This is a genomic window from Shinella sp. 20P9.1.1 (assembly GCF_057798995.1).
Window position 1 is genome coordinate 205,427 of the sequence record NZ_JBYOLC010000010.1, and the last position, 19,933, is coordinate 225,359.

The 19,933-nt window shown below is 64.6% G+C and carries 19 protein-coding genes; 4 read left to right on the top strand and 15 right to left on the bottom strand.

The window, feature by feature from the left end; genetic code table 11:
- Nucleotides 1-6: 6 nt before the first annotated feature.
- The 10 genes from AC27VQ_RS18380 to AC27VQ_RS18425 form a co-directional block, all read right to left on the bottom strand.
- The gene (locus AC27VQ_RS18380) at nt 7-1,272 is read right to left on the bottom strand and encodes an SfnB family sulfur acquisition oxidoreductase (protein WP_488717412.1); all 1,266 of its coding nucleotides are present in this window, start codon (nt 1,270-1,272) and stop codon (nt 7-9) included.
- Between the two features lie 71 nt (nt 1,273-1,343).
- On the bottom strand, nt 1,344-2,156 hold the full coding sequence (locus AC27VQ_RS18385) for a MetQ/NlpA family ABC transporter substrate-binding protein (protein WP_488717413.1): 813 nt from the start codon (nt 2,154-2,156) through the stop codon (nt 1,344-1,346).
- A gap of 19 nt (nt 2,157-2,175) precedes the next feature.
- A complete protein-coding gene (locus AC27VQ_RS18390) occupies nt 2,176-2,835 on the bottom strand; it encodes a methionine ABC transporter permease (protein WP_488717414.1) in 660 nt (219 codons plus the stop codon).
- Nucleotides 2,825-3,877, bottom strand: coding sequence for a methionine ABC transporter ATP-binding protein (locus tag AC27VQ_RS18395; protein WP_488717415.1), 1,053 nt, complete (start codon nt 3,875-3,877; stop codon nt 2,825-2,827). Before AC27VQ_RS18395 ends, AC27VQ_RS18390 begins: the two co-directional genes overlap by 11 nt.
- A 5-nt stretch (nt 3,878-3,882) precedes the next feature.
- Nucleotides 3,883-5,115, bottom strand: coding sequence for an acyl-CoA dehydrogenase family protein (locus AC27VQ_RS18400; protein ID WP_488717416.1), 1,233 nt, complete (start codon nt 5,113-5,115; stop codon nt 3,883-3,885).
- A gap of 232 nt (nt 5,116-5,347) precedes the next feature.
- Nucleotides 5,348-6,709 (bottom strand): O-acetylhomoserine aminocarboxypropyltransferase/cysteine synthase family protein, encoded by a 1,362-nt coding sequence (locus tag AC27VQ_RS18405; protein WP_488717417.1) that lies wholly within the window; start codon nt 6,707-6,709, stop codon nt 5,348-5,350.
- Nucleotides 6,710-6,735: 26 nt separating this feature from the next.
- Complete coding sequence (locus tag AC27VQ_RS18410; protein ID WP_488717418.1) at nt 6,736-7,035, bottom strand: hypothetical protein; 300 nt, start codon at nt 7,033-7,035, stop codon at nt 6,736-6,738.
- Complete coding sequence (locus AC27VQ_RS18415) at nt 7,025-7,813, bottom strand: ABC transporter ATP-binding protein (RefSeq protein ID WP_488717419.1); 789 nt, start codon at nt 7,811-7,813, stop codon at nt 7,025-7,027. Before AC27VQ_RS18415 ends, AC27VQ_RS18410 begins: the two co-directional genes overlap by 11 nt.
- Nucleotides 7,813-8,826, bottom strand: coding sequence for an ABC transporter permease (locus AC27VQ_RS18420; protein ID WP_421589967.1), 1,014 nt, complete (start codon nt 8,824-8,826; stop codon nt 7,813-7,815). Before AC27VQ_RS18420 ends, AC27VQ_RS18415 begins: the two co-directional genes overlap by 1 nt.
- Nucleotides 8,827-8,830: 4 nt before the next feature.
- Nucleotides 8,831-9,865, bottom strand: coding sequence for an ABC transporter substrate-binding protein (locus tag AC27VQ_RS18425; RefSeq protein WP_313532095.1), 1,035 nt, complete (start codon nt 9,863-9,865; stop codon nt 8,831-8,833).
- 674 nt (nt 9,866-10,539) lie between these two features.
- Here AC27VQ_RS18425 and AC27VQ_RS18430 point away from each other — a divergent pair.
- The 4 genes from AC27VQ_RS18430 to ssuD all read left to right on the top strand — a co-directional run bounded on the left by AC27VQ_RS18430 (nt 10,540) and on the right by ssuD (nt 15,089).
- Nucleotides 10,540-11,502, top strand: a complete 963-nt coding sequence (locus AC27VQ_RS18430) for an amino acid ABC transporter substrate-binding protein (RefSeq protein WP_488717433.1) — start codon at nt 10,540-10,542, stop codon at nt 11,500-11,502.
- On the top strand, nt 11,502-12,704 hold the full coding sequence (locus AC27VQ_RS18435) for an amino acid ABC transporter permease (protein WP_488717420.1): 1,203 nt from the start codon (nt 11,502-11,504) through the stop codon (nt 12,702-12,704). Before AC27VQ_RS18430 ends, AC27VQ_RS18435 begins: the two co-directional genes overlap by 1 nt.
- Nucleotides 12,701-13,756: an amino acid ABC transporter permease gene (locus AC27VQ_RS18440; protein ID WP_488717421.1), complete on the top strand. Its 1,056-nt coding sequence runs from the start codon at nt 12,701-12,703 to the stop codon at nt 13,754-13,756. The genes AC27VQ_RS18435 and AC27VQ_RS18440 overlap by 4 nt, the downstream gene beginning before the upstream one ends.
- A gap of 163 nt (nt 13,757-13,919) precedes the next feature.
- Nucleotides 13,920-15,089, top strand: a complete 1,170-nt coding sequence (gene ssuD / locus AC27VQ_RS18445; RefSeq protein ID WP_313532506.1) for an FMNH2-dependent alkanesulfonate monooxygenase — start codon at nt 13,920-13,922, stop codon at nt 15,087-15,089.
- A gap of 99 nt (nt 15,090-15,188) precedes the next feature.
- On the opposite strand, the gene cysE is transcribed toward ssuD, so the two are convergent.
- The 5 genes from cysE to AC27VQ_RS18470 all read right to left on the bottom strand — a co-directional run bounded on the left by cysE (nt 15,189) and on the right by AC27VQ_RS18470 (nt 19,769).
- Nucleotides 15,189-16,037: a serine O-acetyltransferase gene (gene cysE, locus AC27VQ_RS18450; RefSeq protein WP_488717422.1), complete on the bottom strand. Its 849-nt coding sequence runs from the start codon at nt 16,035-16,037 to the stop codon at nt 15,189-15,191.
- Nucleotides 16,038-16,094: 57 nt separating this feature from the next.
- The gene (locus AC27VQ_RS18455) at nt 16,095-17,135 is read right to left on the bottom strand and encodes an isopenicillin N synthase family dioxygenase (RefSeq protein ID WP_488717423.1); all 1,041 of its coding nucleotides are present in this window, start codon (nt 17,133-17,135) and stop codon (nt 16,095-16,097) included.
- Between the two features lie 104 nt (nt 17,136-17,239).
- Nucleotides 17,240-17,983, bottom strand: a complete 744-nt coding sequence (locus tag AC27VQ_RS18460) for an ABC transporter ATP-binding protein (RefSeq protein ID WP_488717424.1) — start codon at nt 17,981-17,983, stop codon at nt 17,240-17,242.
- On the bottom strand, nt 17,980-18,816 hold the full coding sequence (locus AC27VQ_RS18465) for an ABC transporter permease subunit (protein ID WP_488717425.1): 837 nt from the start codon (nt 18,814-18,816) through the stop codon (nt 17,980-17,982). Before AC27VQ_RS18465 ends, AC27VQ_RS18460 begins: the two co-directional genes overlap by 4 nt.
- Nucleotides 18,816-19,769 (bottom strand): sulfonate ABC transporter substrate-binding protein, encoded by a 954-nt coding sequence (locus AC27VQ_RS18470; protein ID WP_488717426.1) that lies wholly within the window; start codon nt 19,767-19,769, stop codon nt 18,816-18,818. Before AC27VQ_RS18470 ends, AC27VQ_RS18465 begins: the two co-directional genes overlap by 1 nt.
- Nucleotides 19,770-19,933: the final 164 nt, after the last annotated feature.

Genomic DNA, 19,933 nt, shown 5'->3' on the forward strand with positions numbered 1-19,933 from the left:
ACCGGGTCAGATCCACGAATGCAGCGGCGGCTGCACGCCGTTGAGGTAATATTGCCCGACCGCGTGGAACTTCCAGCGCACCGGATCGTGCAGGGTATGCGTGCGCGCATCGCGCCAGAAGCGGTCGAGATTGTGCACGCCGAGCGTCGAGCGCGTGCCGGCAAGCTCGAACAGCTTGTTGGCTGCAGCCAGCGCCACCTCCGTCGTCAGAACCTTGGCCTCGGCGACCGCGATCTTCGCCTTGCCGATCGTCTCGTCATTGACGTCGGCAATCGTCGCGTCGAGCTCCCCGCCGGCGCGGTCCAGCAATGCCTCGGCGGCGTGCAGGCGGATCTTCAGGTCGCCGATGGCCGCGATCGTATAGGGATCGTCGCCGGCGCGGTCCGAGCCGCTGTCGATCCACGGGCGGGCATGGTTGCGCACAAGATCGATGGTCGCCTCGATGGCGCCGCGGGCAATGCCGGCATCGATGGCCGCATGAATGAGCTGGCTCTGCGGGCCGACGGCGCTCTGGTTCTCATAGACGATATGGGCGGGCAACACGCGGCTTGCGGGAATGGCGACCTCATCAAGGGTCACCGTGCCGCTGGCCGTGGTGCGCTGGCCGAAGGCCGACCAGTCGTTGACGACCTCCAGCCCCGCCGCGTCGCGATCCGCGACCGCAACAACGACATGACCCTCCTCGTCCAGGGCCACGATGGGCACGAGATGGGCGAAAAGCGCGCCCGTCGAATAGAACTTCTTGCCCGAAACCACGAAATGATCGCCCTTGCGGACAAGCCTCGTCTCGAAGGCCTCGACATTCTTGCCGCCGAATTCGGAGAAGGCATTGCCAAGGCGTTTTCCGGAGAGCACCGCACCGAAGAGTTCGCGCTTCTGCGCCTCGCTGCCCGTCTGCCGGATGACGTCGATGATCTCGAAACTGTTCTGGGCGATCTGCGTCAGCGAGGGATCGCCGGCGGCCAGCGTCGCGAAGACCCTCGCCAGCGTGACCTGCGAAACGCCGGCACCGCCATACTCCTTGGGAATGGTGATACCCCACAGCCCGCTCTGCGAAAAGAGATCGACCTCGCGGAACGGCAACCGCCTGTCGCGGTCGCGCTCCTTCGCCTCGGCGGCAAAGAGCGGCCGCAGCTGCTCGGCAACGGCAATCGCCTCCGCATCGTCGCGGATGACATGGGCCGGCGCCACCGGCGGATTGGGCAGCCAGCCGGGTTCGCCCGGCTCTGCAAGAGAAGAAAGACGTGTTGCGGTCGCGGTGTTCGAGCTCATGGTGTGCTGCCATCCTGTCGGAAAGAAAGGCCGGGCTGCGGCTGGCGCAGCCCGGCGGCGAAAGGCGGATATCAGAAGGCGGCGACCACCTGTCCCTTGTAGCGCTCCTGGATGAACTTCCGCGTTTCGTCACTGTTGAGCACCTTGGCGAGTTTGGCGACGCGCGCGTCGTCCTTGGTCTCGGGGCGCGTCACCAGATATTCGCTCCAGACGTTGTAGCCGTCCTGGCCGCGATCGACGAGCAGCGCCTTTTCGATGTCGAGCTTGGCTTCGAAGACATAATTGCCGTTGAGCGCGGCCAGATCGACCTCGCCCAGCGCGCGCGGCAGGAGGGCGGATTCGAGTTCGACGATCTTGAGGTTCTTGGGGTTCTCGACGACGTCCTTGATGGTCGGCAGCGTGTCTTCCGGCGAGGTCAGTTCCGGCTTGCCGGAAACCTTGATCAGCCCGAGCTTCTGGAGCAACAGCAGGCCGCGCCCACCATTGACCGGATCGTTCGGGATCGCGACCGTCGCGCCGTCCTCGAGCTTGTCGATCGCATCGATCTTCGTCGAATAGGCGACGAAGGGCTCGATATGAACGGGCACGATCGGCACGAGTGCGGTGCCACGCTCCTTGTTGTAGTCGTTCAGGAACGGCCTGTACTGGTAGTAATTGGCGTCGAGTTCGCCGGAGACCAGCTGGGCATTCGGCTGGATGTAATCCGTGAAGACGCGGATATCGAGATCGAGGCCATCCTTGGCAAGGATGGGCTTCACGAATTCGAGGATTTCCGCATGCGGAATGGCGGTGGCGCCGACGACGAGCGTGTCATTCGCCTTGGCAGTGCCGAAGGCGGCGATAGCGAGGCTGGCCGCAAGGGTAATGGATTTGAGGATGCGCATGGTATGCTCCGAGCGTTGGTTATTTGCGGGAAAAGTGGGTGACGAGGCGGTTGCCGCTCGCCTGGATGAGCTGGACGAAGACGATGAGGATCGCCACGCAGACCAGCATGATTTCGGTCTGGAACCGGTGGTAGCCGTAGCGGATCGCCAGATCCCCGAGCCCGCCGCCGCCGATGGCGCCGGACATCGCCGTGTAGTCGACGAGCACGATGGCCGTGACGGTGATGGCGGCGAGCAGGCTCGGCAGCGCCTCGGGCAGCACGGCGCGGAAAATCGTCTGCGTGGTGGAGGCGCCCATGGCGAGGCTCGCCTCGATGATACCGCGATCCACCTCGCGCAGGGCCGTCTCGACCAGCCGCGCGAAGAAGGGCGCCGTGCCGACGACGAGCGGGAAGATGACGCCGCGAATGCCGAGCGAGGTGCCCGTCACGATGACCGTTACCGGCATCAGCACGATGAGCAGGATGATGAAGGGCACCGAGCGGATGATGCTCAGCACGAAGGACAGGCTGCCATAGGCGACCGGCGCCTGGAACAGCTGCTGCCGCCCCGTCAGGAAGAGCAGGATGCCGAGCGGCAGGCCGAGCAGAACGGTGAGCAGTAGCGCACCGCCGACCATGGCGAGCGTCTGGGCAAGGGCTGCACCGATGTCGCCCCAATAGAGATTGTCAAACGACATGGCGCGCCCTTTCCTCGATTTCGGGCACCGGCGCCCCGCCCTGCAATTCCACATCGACGCCGCTGGCGCGCAGCCCGGCAATGGCGCCTGCCACATCCCGCCCGCTGAGCGAGACGATGAACTGCGCATAGGGCGTCTCGCGGATATGGCCGACGCGGCCGGCGAGGATCGCGTAGTCCACGAGGTTTTCGCGGGCGATACGGCCGAGGATCGGCTTGTGCGCGGACGGTCCCGTGAAGGTGAGGCGAACCGCTCGGCCGCCGAGATCGGAAGCGGCGGCGGCATCGAGCGAACCGCCATCCGGCTCCGCCTCACGCACCAGCCGCAGCGTCGCGGCATGGCGCGGATGCAGGAAGACGTCGGTCACCACGCCCGTCTCCACCACGCGGCCGCGATCCAGCACGGCGACGCGGTCGCAGGTGCGGCGGATCACATCCATCTCATGGGTGATGAGCACGATGGTCACACCGAGATCGCGGTTGATCTGGCGCAGCAGATCGAGCACGGCGCCGGTCGTCTGCGGATCGAGCGCGCTCGTCGCCTCGTCGCAGAGCAGCACTTCAGGCTCGCAGGCGAGCGCGCGCGCAATACCGACCCGCTGCTTCTGCCCGCCCGAAAGCTGGCGCGGATATTTCTGCGCATGCTCCGACAGGCCGACACGGTCAAGCAGCGCTGCCACCCGTTCGGCGATCTCCGCCTTGCCGTACTGGCCGGTGAGTTCGAGCGGATAGGCGACATTGCCGGCGACGGTGCGGGCGCTCAAGAGGTTGAAATGCTGAAACACCATGCCGATTGTCCGGCGCAGATCGCGCAGGCGCTGACCCTTGGCGTCCGTCACCCGCTCGCCGGCCACGAAGACCTCGCCGCCGGTGGGACGTTCGAGCAGGTTGATCAGCCGCACCAGCGTCGACTTGCCGGCACCGGAGGAGCCTATGATGCCAAAGATCTCGCCCTTGGCGATGGTCAGGTCGATGCCGTCGAGTGCCGCGACCGCGCCCTCCTTGCCGGCAAAGCTCTTGGTTATATTCTCGAGCCGGATCATCGCGCTCAGCCCGCGCTCGCGCCGATGCGCCACTGATAGGGCGGCGGCGTGCCGTTGACGGCGAAGTCGCCGATGATGCGGTGCTTGTAGATGCGCGGATTGTGCGAGGCGAGCGTGCGGGCATTGCGCCAGTGCCGGTCGAGGCCGGCAGGCTTCTTGGTGGCCGAAGCGCCGAGCGCGTCGAACAGCAGGGTCGAGGCTTCCAGGATCAGGTCGGAGACGACCGTCTGGGCTTGCGCGGCCTCTAGTTCGGCAATCGCATTCGCCTGTTCCTCGGCATCGGCGTCGTCGATGAAATGCGCCTCGAAGGCCCTCTGCAGGCTGGCGGCCGCCTGAAGCGTGATGGCGGCCGCGGCATAGGCGGCGGCGCGGATGCGGCCGACGACCTGTAAAACCTGCGGGTCTTCGCTGGAGCGGGCGGCCGCGGCATGGGTATAGGTGCGGCGACGTTCCGCGACGGCCTTCGCGACATCGGCTGTGATCGCCCGACCGATGCCGGCAAGCGTGGCGAGATGCACGAGCTGGTAGAAGGCGGCGGAATAGCGGAAGCGCTCGTCATCGATGACGATATCCTGCGGCTCGACCACGACGTCGCGGAAGGTCGTCGTGCCGCTCGCCGTCAGGGTCTGGCCGAAGCCATCCCAGTCGTCGACGACATCGACGCCCTCGGCGTGGCGGCGCACGGATACCGAGATGCCCTCGCCCTCCGCATTGGAGGCGCCGACATCGATCCAGTCGGCGAAGAGCGAGCCGGTCGTGTAATATTTCGCGCCGTTGAGGACGAGCCTACCGTCCTTCTCCGCGACATTGGTGGAGAAGCGGTCAAGGGATGCCCCCGCACCGATCTCGCTCCAGGCATTGCCGGTGATCTCGCCGGCACCGATGCGTCCGAGCCACAGACCGCGACGCTCCGGATCCCGGGTGTTGAGAATATCCTCGGTGAAGCCGAAATGGCCGCGCAATGCCTGCGTGATGTTGGAATCGGCCGCCGAAAGCTCGATCAGCAGGTTGAAGAACTGCGGCAGGCTGGCACCCTTGCCACCCGCCTCCACCGGCAGGCGCACCGCGCCGAAACCCGCTTCCTTGAGATGGCGGATCGCCTCATGCGGCAGGCCGCGATTGAGGTCGCGTTCGGTCGCACTCGCAGCGATCTCGGCAAAAATCGGCCGGAACGGTGCGGCCAGTGCTTCATAATCCTCACCCGGGCCAGCGCCCCAGGCGTTTTCGATCTGCGTCATGCTACCCTGCTTCTCGCTGCCGTGTCCGGGGAAGCCGGTCACCTTTGGAATTGGCCCTGAGAGTAGCGGTCGCCTTATAAAAATACAGAAATTCTATCTTTTATATGTATTTTAAAGTGGAATGGCGTTTCTTTTTGCAGACCGAGCGCAAACGAGGCGAAGCGTGCAAAATGAAAAACCCCGGCGCGAGGAGGTGCGCCGGGGCATGGGCCGATCGGAACGGAGCCTGGCGTCAGGCCAAGGCGATGGCCCGTTCCAGGTCGGCGATCAAATCGTCGGGATGTTCGAGACCGATGGAGAGGCGCACATAGCCGGGCGTCACGCCGGTCGCGAGCTGGTCTTCCAGCGAGAGCTGCGAATGGGTGGTCGTCGAAGGGTGGATCGCCAGCGAGCGGGCATCGCCGATATTGGCGAGGTGGTAGAAGAGCTGCAGGCTGTCGATGAAGCGGCGGCCAGCTTCGCGCCCGCCCTTCAGCTCGAAGCCGACCAGCGCACCGAAATAACCCGGCTTAAAATACTTGTCCGCCCGCGCCTTGACCGCCCCTTCCTGGAATTTCGGGAAGATGACGCGCTCGACCTTGGCGTGCCCTTTCAGGAACTCGGCGATCTTCACCGCATTCTCGTTGTGCTGACGCAGGCGCAGCGGTAGCGTTTCGAGACCCTGGATGAACTGGAAGGCGTTCTGCGGGCTGATCGCTGCACCGAGATCGCGCAGGAGCACGGCGCGGGCGCGCAGGATATAGGGGTGGAAGCCGATGGCCGCGGCCTTCTCGATCCAGGTCTTGCCCTGATAGCTCGCATCGGGCTCGGTGAGGTTCGGCTGGCGGGCCGGGTTCTCCGTCCAGGGGAAGGTGCCGCTGTCGACGATCGCGCCGCCGATCGAGGTGCCGTGGCCGCCGATATATTTCGTCGTGGAATAGACGACGACGGCCGCACCATGCTCCAGCGGGCGGATGACCAGTGGGGCGGCGGTGTTGTCGACGATGAGCGGAATGCCATGCCGGCGGCCGATGGCAGCCACTTCGGCGATCGGGAAGACCTCCAGCTTCGGGTTCGGCAGGGATTCGGCATAATAGGCGCGCGTGCGATCGTCCGTCGCCTTCTCGAAGGCCTCCGGGTCGCTTGCATCGACGAAGCGGGTCTCGATGCCGAAGCTTTTCAGCGTTGCGGCGAAGAGCGCCCAGGTGCCGCCATAGAGGCCGGCGGCACTGACGATGTTGTCGCCGGCGCGGGCGATGTTGAGGATGGCGAAGGCCGAGGCCGCCTGACCGGACGAGAGGGCGAGTGCTGCGGCACCACCTTCAAGCTCTGCAAGTCGCTGTTCGAACGCATCCTGCGTGGGGTTGGAAACGCGGGTGTAGAGATGGCCGGGCGCTTCCAGCGCGAAGAGCTTGTCGGCCCCCTCGGTGCCGGGCAGTTGGAACGAGCTTGTCTGGTAGATCGGCACGGCGACGGCACCGGTCGTGGGATCATAACGGAAGCTGCCGCCATGCAGCGCGATGGTTTCGGGATGGCGGCTCTTGAAGGTCGCGGTTCCCGCGGGAACCTGCACGATATCCTGCTCGGCAACCTCGGGGGCTTGATGGATCGTCATGACACTTCTCCTTGGATGATGCGCTTTCAGGCGCGCGCGGGACGGGCTGACAGAAGGACGCCGGCGACGAGGATGCTTGCTGCGGCCCAGAAGGCTTCCGGCGCATACCACCGGATGCCGTAGAGATGGTCGTTTGTGCAGAGCGCCTGGGCGAGCGCGCAGAGATCCGACGCGCCGGCGATGCAGGTCACGGCCTGGCGGACGGTGAGATAATCCGCCTCGACGACCTTGCTGAAGATCAGCCACCACCAGCCGAGCGACAGCAAAGCAAGGCCACCGCCGGCCGCTGCAACAGCGTGATAGGAAAGGCGCGCGCTAGACGTCATGGGAGATCCCCAGCTTTTCGAGCAGCTGGCTGCGCAGCGCCACCAGCGTGGCATCGTCGCGCCGCCGCGGATGGGGCCGGTCGACCCGGATTTCCGCGACGATCGAGGCCGGCCGGTCGGACAGAACGATGACGCGGTCGGCGAGCAGCAGCGCCTCCTCCACGTCATGCGTGACGAGCAGTGCGGTGAAGCCGGCGCTCTTCCAGAGCTCGAGCAATTCGTTTTGCATGCGCAGGCGGGTCAGCGAGTCGAGCTTGCCGAAGGGTTCGTCGAGCAAAAGCAGTTTCGGATCGTTGACCAGCGCGCGAGCAAGGGCCGCGCGCTGCGCCATGCCGCCCGAGAGCTGGTGCGGATAGAAGTCCGCGAAACCTTCGAGCTTGACGAGCTTCAGGACCTCGTCGATGCGATAGCCCTTCGTGTCGAGCAGGCGGCGGGCTTCGAGGCCTGTCGCGATATTGTCGCGTACCGTGCGCCAGGGAAACAGCGTCGCATCCTGGAAGACGAGGATGCGGTCGGGGTTCGGCGCGGTGATGGGGCGCCCATCCTCCAGCACCTTGCCGACCGTCGCGGTTTCGAGGCCGGCGGCCAAACGCAGCAGCGTGGACTTGCCGCAGCCCGACGGCCCAAGCAGGGCGACGAATTCGCCCGGCGCGATTGTCAGGCTGACATTGTCGAGAACCTGCAACGCCTTGCCATCGAGGTCGTAGCGGTGGGAAACACCTTTCACATCGAGCGCGATGCTTTCGACGGGAACGGCTTCTGCAAGAGCGAGCGCCATCAGAGGATCCCCTTCTGCCAGCCGAGCAGGCGGTCACGCGCCACGAAGAGCAGGCGCACGAGCCCGGCGCAGATCAGCGCCATGATGATCAGGGCGGCATAGACATTGGCATAGGCCGAATAGGCCGTGTTGAACTGGAGGTACCAGCCGAGGCCGAACTTGGCGCCGAGCATTTCGGCGACAACCAGCACGGCGAAGGAATAGTAGAGCCCCATGAAGAGGCCGACGAAAACGTTCGGCAGCGAGGCCGGGATCGCCACCTTGAAGATCAGGAAGCGATTGTCGGCGCCGAGCGTGCGGGCGACGTCATAGAAGGAGCGGTTGACCTGGCTGACGCCGGCCGCCGTGAGGATCGCCACCGGAATGCCAGACGCGAGCGCCACGAGGAAGATCGAGGCGTGGAAGGTCGAGGGGAAGATGAAGAAGGTGCAGGGGATCCAGGCGCTGGCCGGCACCGGGCCGATCAGTTTCAGAAGCGGCATGCCCCAATAGGCAAAACGCTTCGACCAGCCGAGCGCCACGCCGCCGGCAAAGCCGACGAGGATGCCCGAGAAGAAGCCGAGCCCCCAGAGCCGTCCGGTATAGGCGATGCAGATCAACAGCCGGTCCCAGTCCGTCATATAGACATGCAGCAGGCCCTGCGGCGGCGAGAAGAACGGTTTTGGAAGCCAGCCCAGCTTGGCCGTCAGCACTTCCCAGACGGCGAGCCACAGGCCGAGCACGATGAACCACGGCCCGTAGTGCACGAGCGTGCGGCCGACGCTGCCGAGCCTGTGCACCGTCACCGAAAGCGCGAGGAAAATCCCCGCGCCGACGAGCGCGACGGCGGCAAAAAGCTCGGTCGCGCCCCAGGTGATGACATCGGGCAGACCATAGGTCAGCGCCGCGGTGAGAGCCCACGTGCCGGCCGCGAAAAGCCCGTTGCGCCAGATGCCGGTGAACGGCAGGGCTAGGGATCGCCGCCCCGCCCCCTCGCCCGCACTCTCAAATGTATCCTCGACCGCAGCGCTCATGGCATCACGCGAAGATGTCGATGGTGATGCGGTTGGCGATCTCGGCCGGATCGGTGCCCGCATCGATGACGCCGGTGAGCTTCAGATCCTCGTAGCCGATCTGTACTTCCTTCAGCAGGTCCTTGCCGAACCAGTGGTCGTGATAGGTGAAGGCGGCGAGCACTTCCGTCAGGTCTTCGAGCGACAGGCCGGGCTTCAGCGTGTCGAAATACCACTTGGCGACTTCGTCCGGGTGCTTTGCCGTGTACTGGTGGATTTCGAGATTGGCGGCGGCGACGCGCTTGATGGCATCCTTGTTGGCTTCGTAATAATCGCCGTTGACGCCGAGCACGCAGCAGACGCGGTCCTTGAACGTGCCGGTCTGCGTATCGGCGACGCGGCGGAAGCCGTGTTTCTTCTCGTAGGAATAGGCCCAGGGGTCCATATGCGCGACGGCATCCGCCTCGCCCTTCAGCACGCCCTCCGCGACGAGATCGAAGGGGAAGACCTTCCAGGTGACATCGGTTTCCGGGTTGAGGCCGGCCTTGGCGAGCGCGACCGAGAAGGCGACCCGCGAGGGCGACATGACGTCGAAGGTGCCGATCGTCTTGCCCTTGAGATCGGTCAGCGTCTTGATGTCGGAATCCGGCTGGACGAGAATGCTCTGGCAGCCACCATGCGAGCCGGCGAACAGGCGCACGTCGAACCCCTGCTCGATGGGCTTCAGCCAATCGTAGAGCAGGCCCGGACCGGCCTCGGCCTTGCGGGTGGCCAGCGCCTGGATGAGCGTCTGGCCACTGGCGCCCTGGTAGAACAGTTCCACATCGAGGCCATGCTTGGCATAGATACCCTTGGAGAGACCGAAGCCGACCGGCGAATGGCAGGCCGCCACCTCGGTCCATTCCAGCTTGATGGGAATGAGATTGCCGGCGATGGCATAGCGCGTCGAGCGCGCGCCGATCACACCGGCGCCGGCGGCAACGGCCGTCACGCCGGCGGCTTTAATGAGATTGCGCCGGGAAAGGCCCTTGGAGAGAATGGATTCGGGTTGCTGGCTCATAGGTTGTCCCCTCAAACGATAATGGGACCAGCCTAGCGATATTGATAATAGTTTATAGATTTTATGGATTATTATGAGTGCGGTAGAGGAAATATTCTTTCACGAATGGGATGCCACATGAATTGGACATCCTGTGCACGCCACCGCCGGCTCATCTCGTCAACCTCGGGAACGCGCTGCCGGTCCAGACCGCTTATCGGACATTGGGGAAGGCATTTCAGCCAAACTGTGCCACGGTTCCACGCATCGCGGTTTGCGAATGATCGTGATCGATCCCGACGGAGCCGATTCCGGGAATGCCCGCAGGCCCGCGTCTCGTTTATCCGTTTTGAAAGTACCAGACTAGGCAAGCAGGGATCGGAGGGGATCCCGTCCGGCTGACTTTGTCGTCACCCCGATGCTTGCGCGTTCCACTTCACGCTCTATCAAAATCAGCCGACCAGGCCCGATGTCTTAGAAGCAATTTCTGCATCCATGGCGAAATTTGAAATGCCAGACTCTTAAATATACTAATTTTATAGATAATATAAAAATATCTTCTTTCGCCCGGCAGAACCACCCGGCGGCGGAAGCTCGTTTCTTTTTGAAAATGGGGACATTTCAATATGATAGTACAAAAAGCCTTCCGGCGGGTGATCCAGTCGGCTGCGGCCGCCGCCTTCCTTGCCACGACGATGCTCTCCGGTCTCGCCCATGCCGGCCCGACGCTCGACAAGATCAACCAGCGCGGCGCGATCAAGGTCGGCGTCGGCACCACGCCGGGCTTCTTCGCGCCTGACGGTGACGGCAAGTGGAAGGGCTTCTTCGTCGATTACGGCCGCGCGCTGTCGATCGCCGTCTTCGGCTCGCCCGACAAGGTGGAGTTCACCTCCTCCTCGCCGCAGCAGCGTCTGCCGGCCCTTCAGAGCGGCGAATTCGACATCCTGCTGTCCGGCGTGACGGTCACCGCCACCCGCGCCTTCAAGCTCGGCTTCCACTTCGGCCCGACGGTCTTCTACGACGGCCAGGGCATCCTGGTGCGCAAGGATCTCGGCGTGACCAAGGCCGCCGATCTCGACGGCGCGACCATCGGCGCGCAGAGCGGCACGACCGGCGAATTGAACGTCGCCGACTTCTTCCGCAAGACCGGCAAGACCTTCACGCCCGTCACCATCGAGGACACCGGACAGTTCATCGATGCGCTGGAATCCGGCCGCGTCGACGCGATCACGCAGGACTCATCCGATCTCGTCGGCAAGCGCACCCAGCTGAAGAAGCCGGACGATTACGTCCTGCTGCCCGAGCGCCTCTCCAAGGAACCGCTCGCGCCGGCAATCGCCGGCGGCGATGATCGCTGGCTGGAGCTCGTCAACTGGACGGTGAACGCCACCATCCAGGCCGAGGAATGGGGCATCACCTCGGCGAATGTCGATCAGTTCCTGGAATCGGAGGATCCGGCCATCCAGCGCTTCCTCGGCGTCGATCCGTCCTTCGCCAAGGATATCGGGTTGGATCCGAAATGGGCCTACAACATCATCAAAACCGTCGGCAACTACGGCGAGATCTATGACCGCAATCTCAAGCCGCTCGGCTGGGACCGTGGCTATAACAGCCTGTGGACCGATGGCGGCCTGCTCTATTCGCCGCCGTTCCGTTGATGTCTGACAGACGCGTGTTTCGCACCGCCATTATGCCGGGTCCCCCACGACCCGGCATAACAGGCAAGATCCGCGCCTGGTGGGGCGGCTGGCCAATCGGCCAGCTTGCCTTCCTGGCGGCGCTTGCGCTGCTTGGCTGGCTGTTCGTCTCGAACGTGCTCGGAACCATGGCGCGCATCGGCATCCTGCCCGGCTTCGGCTTCCTCTCCAGTTCCGCCAATTTCGAGATCGGCGAAAGCGCCATCGCCTTTCGCGCCGGCGATACCTATCTGAGGGCCATCACCGCCGGCCTCATCAACACGCTCAAGGTCTCGCTGCTCGGCTGCCTGCTCGCCACCATTCTCGGCGTCGTCATCGGCGTTGCCGGCCTGTCGCGCAATCTGCTGCTCTCGGGCCTCGTGCGCTGGTTCATCGAGATCACGCGCAACACGCCGCTGCTGTTGCAGCTCTTCTTCTGGATGGCGCTCGCCAAGGCACTGCCCGCGCCGCGCCAGGCACCCGCTTTGTTCGATGCAATCTTCCTCACCAATCGCGGTGTCTATATCCCCGCCCCCTCGCTGGAGGGCGCGCCGTTCGGCATCCTCGCGGCTTTTGCCCTAGTCGGTGCAGTTGGTGGTGTGCTCCTCCTCGCACTGCGCCTTTCCGGCCGGCTGACGCGCCGCACCGGTGCCTCCGCCATTATCCTGTCCACCGCAGCGATCCTCCTGCTGCTTACGCTCTCCGGCGCCCGGCCCGTTGCGCAGGCGCCGGCCCTTTCCGGCTTCAACATTCGCGGCGGGCTCAATCTCTCGCCGGAATTCGCCGCTCTCTTGACCGGCCTTGTCGTGAAGTTCTCCGCCCTCATCGCCGAAATCGTACGCGCCGGCATCCAGTCGGTCGGCGCGGGCCAATGGGAAGCCGCCCGCGCGCTCGGCCTGCATGACGGCCAGATCATCCGCCTCGTCGTGCTGCCGCAGGCGTTGCGCGTCATCACGCCGCTGACGACATCGAGCTATCTCGATCTCACCAAGGATTCGAGCCTGGCCGTCGCCATCGGCTTTCCCGATCTCGTCAGCATCATCAACACCACCGCCAACACGACCGGCCAGTCGATGGAAGCCCTGATCATCCTGATCGGCGCCTTCCTCACCATCAACCTCGCGCTTTCCGCTCTGATGAACGTCTATAACAACCGCGTCGCGCTGCGGGGCTCGACCCGATGACCGTAACGTCCCCTCGCCTCCTCACGACCCTGCGCACCGGCCTCTTCGGAACGCGCGCCAACACGCTGATCACGGTTGCAACGCTGCTGCTGCTGTCGCAGATCCTGCCGCCGCTGTTTCGCTGGGCGGTGCTCGACGCCACCTTCGTCGGCGACGCGGCGGCATGCACCCGCGAGGGCGCCTGCTGGGCTTTCGTCACGGCGAAGCTACGCTTCATCCTCTTCGCCTTCTATCCGACCGAACTCATCTGGCGGCCGGCGCTGGTCATCCTGCTTCTCGCCGCCATCCTCACGGCAAGCGCGCTGCCCCGTTTCTGGGGTCGTCCCCTGCTCGTCGCATGGCCAATCACCATCCTTGCCTGCTGGCTTCTGATGCAGGGCACGTTCACATCGACGCCCATCGCCTCGAACCAGTGGGGCGGCCTGCCGGTGACGCTCTTCGTCTGGGCCGTTTGTTTTGCCGCCGCAACGCCGATCGCCGTACTGCTGGCGCTGGCCCGCCGCTCGATGCTGGGCGGCCTCAGGACCTTTTCCGTGCTCTATATCGAGCTGATGCGCGGCACGCCGATGGTCGGCATTCTCTATGTCGCCATGCTCATCCTGCCGATGGCCCTGCCGGATGCGCTTTCCCTCGACAAGATGCTGCGCGCCATTGTGATGATCACGCTGTTCTGGGCGGCCTATATCGCTGAAGTCATCCGCGCCGGCCTGCAAGCCATTCCCTCAGGCCAGCGCGAGGCGGCCACCGCGCTCGGTCTCGGCTACTGGCGCACGCAACGGCTGGTCATCCTGCCGCAGGCGTTCCGCATCGTCATTCCCGGCATGGTCAATCTCGCCATCGGCTTCCTGCTTGCCACGTCGCTGCTTGCGGTCATCGGCATCTTCGACCTGCTCAATGCCGCCCGCGCCTCGGCCGCCGATCCGCAATGGCTGGGCTTCTTCAACGAGGCCTATCTGGTGGTGGCGATCCTCTACTTCGTCATCTGCTTCGGCGCGTCACGCTATAGCCGGTGGCTGGAGAAGCGGCTCGCATCCGGCGGGAAACGTCCCTGACCGGCAGCTCGGCGAAACGCCGCCGGCGACGAAAAATTCCAACAAGCGCCGCAGGACGGAATATAATTTCTTACTGAAACTATAGAATTTATTATTCTGGCCGCGACTGGACAGGCGACGCCCTGCCCTCCGATCGACAGACCGCACAGGCAGGATGGCCTCCATGACGCAGACCGACAAGCCCCTCGATTTCCTCTGGTTCATTCCAAGCTCCGGCGACGGCTCCTATCTCGGCTCCGACGATCTGGCCCGGCCGGCCGATCCCGGCTATTTCCGCGAAATAGCCGTGGCCGTCGACCGGCTTGGCTATTCCGGCGTCCTGATCCCCGTCGGTGCAGCTTGCGAAGAATCCTTCGTGCTGGCCGCGGATCTCGCCGCCCGCACCGAGCGCCTGAAATTCCTCGTCGCCATCCGTCCGGGTACCGCCACGCCCGCTTACTACGCCCGCCTCGCCTCGACGCTCGACCGCGTCTCGAACGGCCGCCTGCTGCTCAACATCGTTGTCGGCGGCAGCGCACAGGAACTGGCCGGCGACGGCATTTTCCTGCCGCATGACGAGCGCTACGACCACGCTTCAGAATTCTTCCAGGTCTTCAACGAGCTGATCGAGACGGGTCATTCGACACTCGACGGTAAATATATCAAGGCGATCGGCGCCAAGCTCGGCCTGCCGCCGGTGCAGCAGCCGCGCCCGCCGATCTATTTCGGCGGTTCCTCGGATGCGGCGATCGATTTTGCCGGTGGCCTCGTCGACAAGTACCTGACCTGGGGCGAACCGCCGGCACAGGTCGCCGAAAAGATCGCCCATGCCCGCAAGGCCGCCGCCGCCAAGGGCCGCGAGGCCTCCTTCGGCATCCGCCTGCATTTCATCGTGCGCGAGACGGATGACGAGGCCTGGGAGGCCGCCGACCGGTTGATCTCCAAGCTGTCCGACGACGCCATCGCCTCCGCGCAGGAAGTGCTGACGAAGAATTCCGATTCCGTCGGCCAGGCGCGCATGGTGGCCTTGCACAACGGCCGGCGCGACAAGCTGGAAGTCTCGCCGAACCTCTGGGCCGGCATCGGCCTCGTGCGCTCGGGCGCCGGAACGGCCCTCGTCGGCTCGCCGCAGACCGTCGCCGCGCGCCTGCGCGAATACCAGGCGCTGGGCATCGATACGGTCATCGCCTCGGGCTATCCGCATCTCGAGGAGGCCTACCGCGTCTCCGAACTGCTCTTCCCCGAGCTTGGTCTGCCCGGCCCGCGCAACCAGCTGCGGTCGTCCTTCGGCGATCACCAGGTCTTTGGCGGCGGCGGCCATGGCGGCAACGTCAAGCTGACGTCTGCCTCCTAGGAAAAGCCTGGTTTCTACCCCATCGATCATGGCCGGCAGCCGCGAGAACGGCGCCGGCCTAAGCCGTATGTGCCACCGGCAAACGGACGCCGGACGGGCTCAGATGATATAGTCCGGCTCGCTCAAGGTCTGGTCCATCGTAACGCCGGGCAAGGCCGAATGCGGCTTTCCCACGGGCCTTGCCGGAACGCCGACGACGGACGTACAGGGCGCGACGGGAAGGACGACGACGCTGCCCGCGCCGATCTTGGCGCCGATGCCCACCTCAATATTGCCAAGTATCTTCGCGCCCGCCCCGATCAACACGCCGCGCCGCACCTTCGGATGGCGATCGCCGGTCTCCTTGCCCGTTCCACCCAAAGTCACGTTCTGGAGGATAGAGACGTCATCCTCCACGACGGCGGTTTCGCCGATGACGAGGCCACTGCCGTGATCCAGCATGATGCCGCGCCCCATCGAAGCGGCGGGGTGGATGTCGATTGCGAAGGTTTCCGAAATCCGGCTCTGGATATGGCGGGCAAGGTGGCGCCGGCCCGTCGCCCAGAGCCAATGGCCCACCCGATAGGCCTGCAACGCGGAAAAGCCCTTGAAATAGAGAAACGGCGTCAGCACCTCGCTGTTGCTGGGATCGCGATCCTTCACCGCCTGAAGATCGGCCGCTGCCGCGCCGAGCAGGCCCGGCCTGTCCAGATAGGCGCTGTAGATCAGCGCCAGTAGTTCGTCGCGGTCGACATCATGGTCGGCGAGCTTGATCGCCAGGCGATGGGAGAGCGCGTGGCCCAGGCTTGCATGCATCAGCACGGACGATTTCATCGCCCGTGCCAGCGCCTGATCACGCTGCGCAGCCGCCGCCGCTTCCGTCCGCAAGGTTTCCCACAGCGTGGTAACCGCGCCCCGGGCGGCATCCTCGACGGGGAGGAAAACCACATTGCTTTGGTGTCCGGGCATGGCACGTCATCCTCCGTGGAAATGGATGCCCGCCCCTTAAGGGGCGGGAACACGTCGTCAGGCCTTGGCCGGCTTTTCCAGCAGATGCAGCAGGTCCGGATGATGCTTTGCTGCGACATCCGGATGCGAGCGCAGGCGGCTCTTCAGATGATTGACGCCGACCTCACGGAAGATCGGGTTGAGGGGATCGACCGTCACGCCGCGCTCGCCGCGTTTCAGCGCCTCCGGCAAGGGGATGACCGGGATGGTCGCGTCGTAGCGCGCGCCGAGGAAGAAGGCGACGGAGAAACGTTCCGTGCCGGAGGGCGGGGTGACGACATCATGCACGTCGGCACGCACGAAGCCGTTGGTGGCAAGCTCCAACAGCTCGCCGCTGTTGATGATGAACGTGCCCGGCACCGGCGGCGCCTCGATCCACACGCCCTCTTCGGTGCGGATGCGCAGCCCCGGCGTCGTGTCCTGCAGGAGCACCGTGACGAAGCCGCCGTCCTTGTGCGCACCCACACCCTGGTCGCTGCCGGCAGCCTCGCGGCCGGGATAGCGGATGATCTTGAGGAGCTGCGAGGGCGAGGGCTCGTAGATCTCGGCGAACGCGTTTTCCGGCTGGCCGAGCGACAGCGCGATGGCCTTGAGCACATCGATGCCGATGCGCGTGACCTCGGCCTGATAGCGCAAGAGCAGCGGCTTCAGTTCCGGCAGGGCTTCTGGCCACTGGTTCGGCCCATAGAGGCGGTTCCACGGCGTCTCCGGCCCGGCCTCGACCGCCGCGCCCTCCGTATTGATGTCGAGCTGCTCGCGCCAGTCCTGCTCGCCGCGGGTTCGCTCATAGCCCGCCCGGTTGTAGCCGCGGAAATGCGGCGACTTGACCATCTCAATCGAAAGCTTGTCCGCCTCCGGCAGCGCAAAAAACCGCTTCGAGGCGGCAATCACGTCGTCGATCAGGCTCTGCGGCACACCATGGCCGGTCAGATAGAAGAAGCCGTGATCGTGCAGCACCCGGGTCAATTCCCGGATGAAGCCCGCGCGCTCGTCCGCGTTGCCATAGAAGCGGGAAAAGTCGATGGTCGGCAGATGGACCGGTTTCGTATGGATGGTCATGGGTACTCCTCGATAAAATGATAGAGCCGGCCCGGGTGCGGGAAACGACACAGGCAGGCGAAAATGTCGGTCGGCGCGCCCGCGCCGCCGTCTCAAAGGATGGCCTATACCGCCTCCAGAATCTGGCGCTGGAGATCGACGGCGCGCGGGTCGGCGAGCTCCCGCCGGGGACGCTCGAGATCGATCCCGATGTCGAGCGCGACGGCGCCTTCGCTCAGCACGACGACCCGGTCGGCAAGCGCCACCGCTTCGGCGACGTCATGGGTTATCAGTACCGTGGTGAAGCCGCGTCGTACCCAGATATCCTCCAGCAGGCGATGCATCTCGATGCGCGTGAGCGCGTCCAGCGCGCCGAAGGGCTCGTCGAGCAGCAGGATCTGCGGCTCGCTGACCAGCGCACGGGCGAGCGCCACGCGCTGCCGCTGCCCGCCGGACAGGACGCTCGGCCAATCGTCCTCGCGCCCTTCCAGCCCGACATCGGCAAGCGTGCGCCGTGCCTTTTCCTGCCAGTCCGGCCCGCGGGCGATGCCGACATTCTCGATGACGCGCTGCCACGGCACCAGACGCGCCTCCTGAAACAGCAGGCGCACGGAAGGATGAAGGCGCTCGACCTTACGGCCGCCGATCGCTACACGACCGCCGCCCGGCGTATCGAGGCCGGCTATGAGGCGCATCAAGGTCGACTTCCCGCCACCTGACCGGCCGACCACGGCCAGGAACTGGCCCGCCGGGATATCGAGGGTTACATTTCCGAGCACGTTCAGCCGGCCAAAGGATTTCTCCACTCGCGACAGCGAAATCGGCAAGCCTGCCGCGCTGTCCGGCACGTAGAAATCGGCGGCGCTCATCGCTGCTCTCCCTGCCGGGCCTGATAGGCGGGATGCCAGACCAGCACGCGCCTTTCGATCGCACGGGTCGCCACATCTGCAAGCTTGCCGAGCAGCGCGTAGACTATGATGCCCAGCAGCACGATATCGGTCTGCAGAAATTCCCGCGCGTTCATCGTCATATAGCCGATGCCGCTGGTGGCGGAGATCGTCTCGGCGACGATGAGCGTCAGCCACATGAAGCCGAGCGCATAGCGCAGACCGACGAGGATGGAGGGCAGCGCGCCCGGAAGGATGATCCGCGTGATGAGCGCCTTGCGATCAAGCCCATAGACCGAGGCCATCTCGACGAGCTGTGGATCGATCGTGCGCACGCCATGGAAGGTGTTGATGTAGATCGGAAAGAAGACGCCGATGGAGACAAGGAAGATTTTTGCCGTCTCGTCTATGCCGAACCAGAGGATGACGAGGGGGATGAGCGCCAGATGCGGGATGTTGCGCACCATCTGGAGCGTGCTGTCCAACAGGGTCTCGGCCGGCTTCCAGAGACCGTTGACGACGCCCGCCAGGAAGCCGAGCCCGCCACCGATGAGAAGGCCGATCAGCGCGCGCTGGGTGGAAGCGAGCGTGTGGACGAGAAGCGAGCCGTTCAGCAGCGAGCGCCAGAAGGCGATGGCGACGGTCGTCGGCGCCGGCATGAGGCGGGCGGTGACGAGACCGGTGCGCGCGGCGATCTCCCAGGCCACCAGCAGCGCGAGAGGAAGAGCCCAGGGCGCCAGCGCAGTCCCCAGACCCCTGAAATTCAGCCTGCGGGTTTCGCCGGCAGCATAACCGGCCACCGACGTGTCCGCCATCAGGCACCACCCTTGCGCACGACGTCGGCGATCGAAATCCTGTTCGGGATCAGGCCGAGGCCGAAGAATGTATCGGCGATCGCCTGCTGCTGCTTGATCACGCTCTCGTCGATGGCCTTGACGCCAAAGGATTGGCGTTCCAGAGCGATGGCCAGCACGTCCTCGGGAATGCCGACGGAGGGCGCAAGCTCGGCGGCGGCGGCGGCCGTATTGGCCTTCGCCCAGTCGTCGATCTCGGCAACGGCCTCGATCACCACATCGACCGCCTCCGGATTGTTTTCAACGAAGGTCTTGGCTCCGAGATAGAACTGATGGTTCGGCACGATGCCTTCGCCGTTGCGCAGCTCGCGCGCTTCGGTCGCTACTTCTGCGGCCGCCTGGAAGGGATCCCAGATCACCCAGGCATCGACCGCGCCCTGCTCAAAGGCGGCTCGGGCATCGGCCGGCGGCAGGAAGGACGTCTTGACATCGCTATATTTGAGGCCTGCCTCTTCCAGCGCCTTCACCAGCAGGAAGTGAACGTTCGAGCCCTTGTTGAGCGTCACCGTCTTGCCCTTGAGATCTGCGACCGTCTTGATCGGGCTGTCCTTGGGCACGAGGATCGCCTCGCCGCGCGCTGCCGGCGGCTCGTGCGCGATATAGATAAGCGGCGCCCCCGCGGCCTGCGCGAAGATCGGCGGCGTCTCGCCGGTCGTGCCGAAATCGACGGCGCCGACATTGAGCGCCTCGAGGAGCTGCGGACCGGCCGGAAACTCCGTCCAGCTCACGGTGTAGCCGATCTTCTCCAGCTTCTCCTCGAGCAAGCCCTTGCCCTTCAGAAGAACGAGCGTACCGTATTTCTGGTAGCCGATACGGACCGTCTTGTCGGAAGCCTGAGCCGGCGCGCCGGGGAGAATCGGCAAGGCGAGGAGAGAGGCAAGAGCCATCGAGAAAATGCGACGGGAAATGATCATGGCGTCCCTCCAGATCAGGATGAATTAGATACATAATCTATAGATTTTCATCTTTTTCGAGGGCGGCTATTCCAACCTTTGCCGGCAGTGCTAGTTTTTTCTCCTAATGACTGCGCGCGACGGCATAACACGACACGCGTTGTTGCTTCAGTTCCCGAAGCTGT

Coding starts and splice junctions, on each gene's coding strand:
- AC27VQ_RS18380 (WP_488717412.1), bottom strand. CDS start 1,272: ATGAGCTCGAACACCGCGACCGCAACACGTCTTTCTTCTCTTGCAGAG.
- AC27VQ_RS18385 (WP_488717413.1), bottom strand. CDS start 2,156: ATGCGCATCCTCAAATCCATTACCCTTGCGGCCAGCCTCGCTATCGCC.
- AC27VQ_RS18390 (WP_488717414.1), bottom strand. CDS start 2,835: ATGTCGTTTGACAATCTCTATTGGGGCGACATCGGTGCAGCCCTTGCC.
- AC27VQ_RS18395 (WP_488717415.1), bottom strand. CDS start 3,877: ATGATCCGGCTCGAGAATATAACCAAGAGCTTTGCCGGCAAGGAGGGC.
- AC27VQ_RS18400 (WP_488717416.1), bottom strand. CDS start 5,115: ATGACGCAGATCGAAAACGCCTGGGGCGCTGGCCCGGGTGAGGATTAT.
- AC27VQ_RS18405 (WP_488717417.1), bottom strand. CDS start 6,709: ATGACGATCCATCAAGCCCCCGAGGTTGCCGAGCAGGATATCGTGCAG.
- AC27VQ_RS18410 (WP_488717418.1), bottom strand. CDS start 7,035: ATGACGTCTAGCGCGCGCCTTTCCTATCACGCTGTTGCAGCGGCCGGC.
- AC27VQ_RS18415 (WP_488717419.1), bottom strand. CDS start 7,813: ATGGCGCTCGCTCTTGCAGAAGCCGTTCCCGTCGAAAGCATCGCGCTC.
- AC27VQ_RS18420 (WP_421589967.1), bottom strand. CDS start 8,826: ATGAGCGCTGCGGTCGAGGATACATTTGAGAGTGCGGGCGAGGGGGCG.
- AC27VQ_RS18425 (WP_313532095.1), bottom strand. CDS start 9,865: ATGAGCCAGCAACCCGAATCCATTCTCTCCAAGGGCCTTTCCCGGCGC.
- AC27VQ_RS18430 (WP_488717433.1), top strand. CDS start 10,540: ATGCTCTCCGGTCTCGCCCATGCCGGCCCGACGCTCGACAAGATCAAC.
- AC27VQ_RS18435 (WP_488717420.1), top strand. CDS start 11,502: ATGTCTGACAGACGCGTGTTTCGCACCGCCATTATGCCGGGTCCCCCA.
- AC27VQ_RS18440 (WP_488717421.1), top strand. CDS start 12,701: ATGACCGTAACGTCCCCTCGCCTCCTCACGACCCTGCGCACCGGCCTC.
- ssuD (WP_313532506.1), top strand. CDS start 13,920: ATGACGCAGACCGACAAGCCCCTCGATTTCCTCTGGTTCATTCCAAGC.
- cysE (WP_488717422.1), bottom strand. CDS start 16,037: ATGCCCGGACACCAAAGCAATGTGGTTTTCCTCCCCGTCGAGGATGCC.
- AC27VQ_RS18455 (WP_488717423.1), bottom strand. CDS start 17,135: ATGACCATCCATACGAAACCGGTCCATCTGCCGACCATCGACTTTTCC.
- AC27VQ_RS18460 (WP_488717424.1), bottom strand. CDS start 17,983: ATGAGCGCCGCCGATTTCTACGTGCCGGACAGCGCGGCAGGCTTGCCG.
- AC27VQ_RS18465 (WP_488717425.1), bottom strand. CDS start 18,816: ATGGCGGACACGTCGGTGGCCGGTTATGCTGCCGGCGAAACCCGCAGG.
- AC27VQ_RS18470 (WP_488717426.1), bottom strand. CDS start 19,769: ATGATCATTTCCCGTCGCATTTTCTCGATGGCTCTTGCCTCTCTCCTC.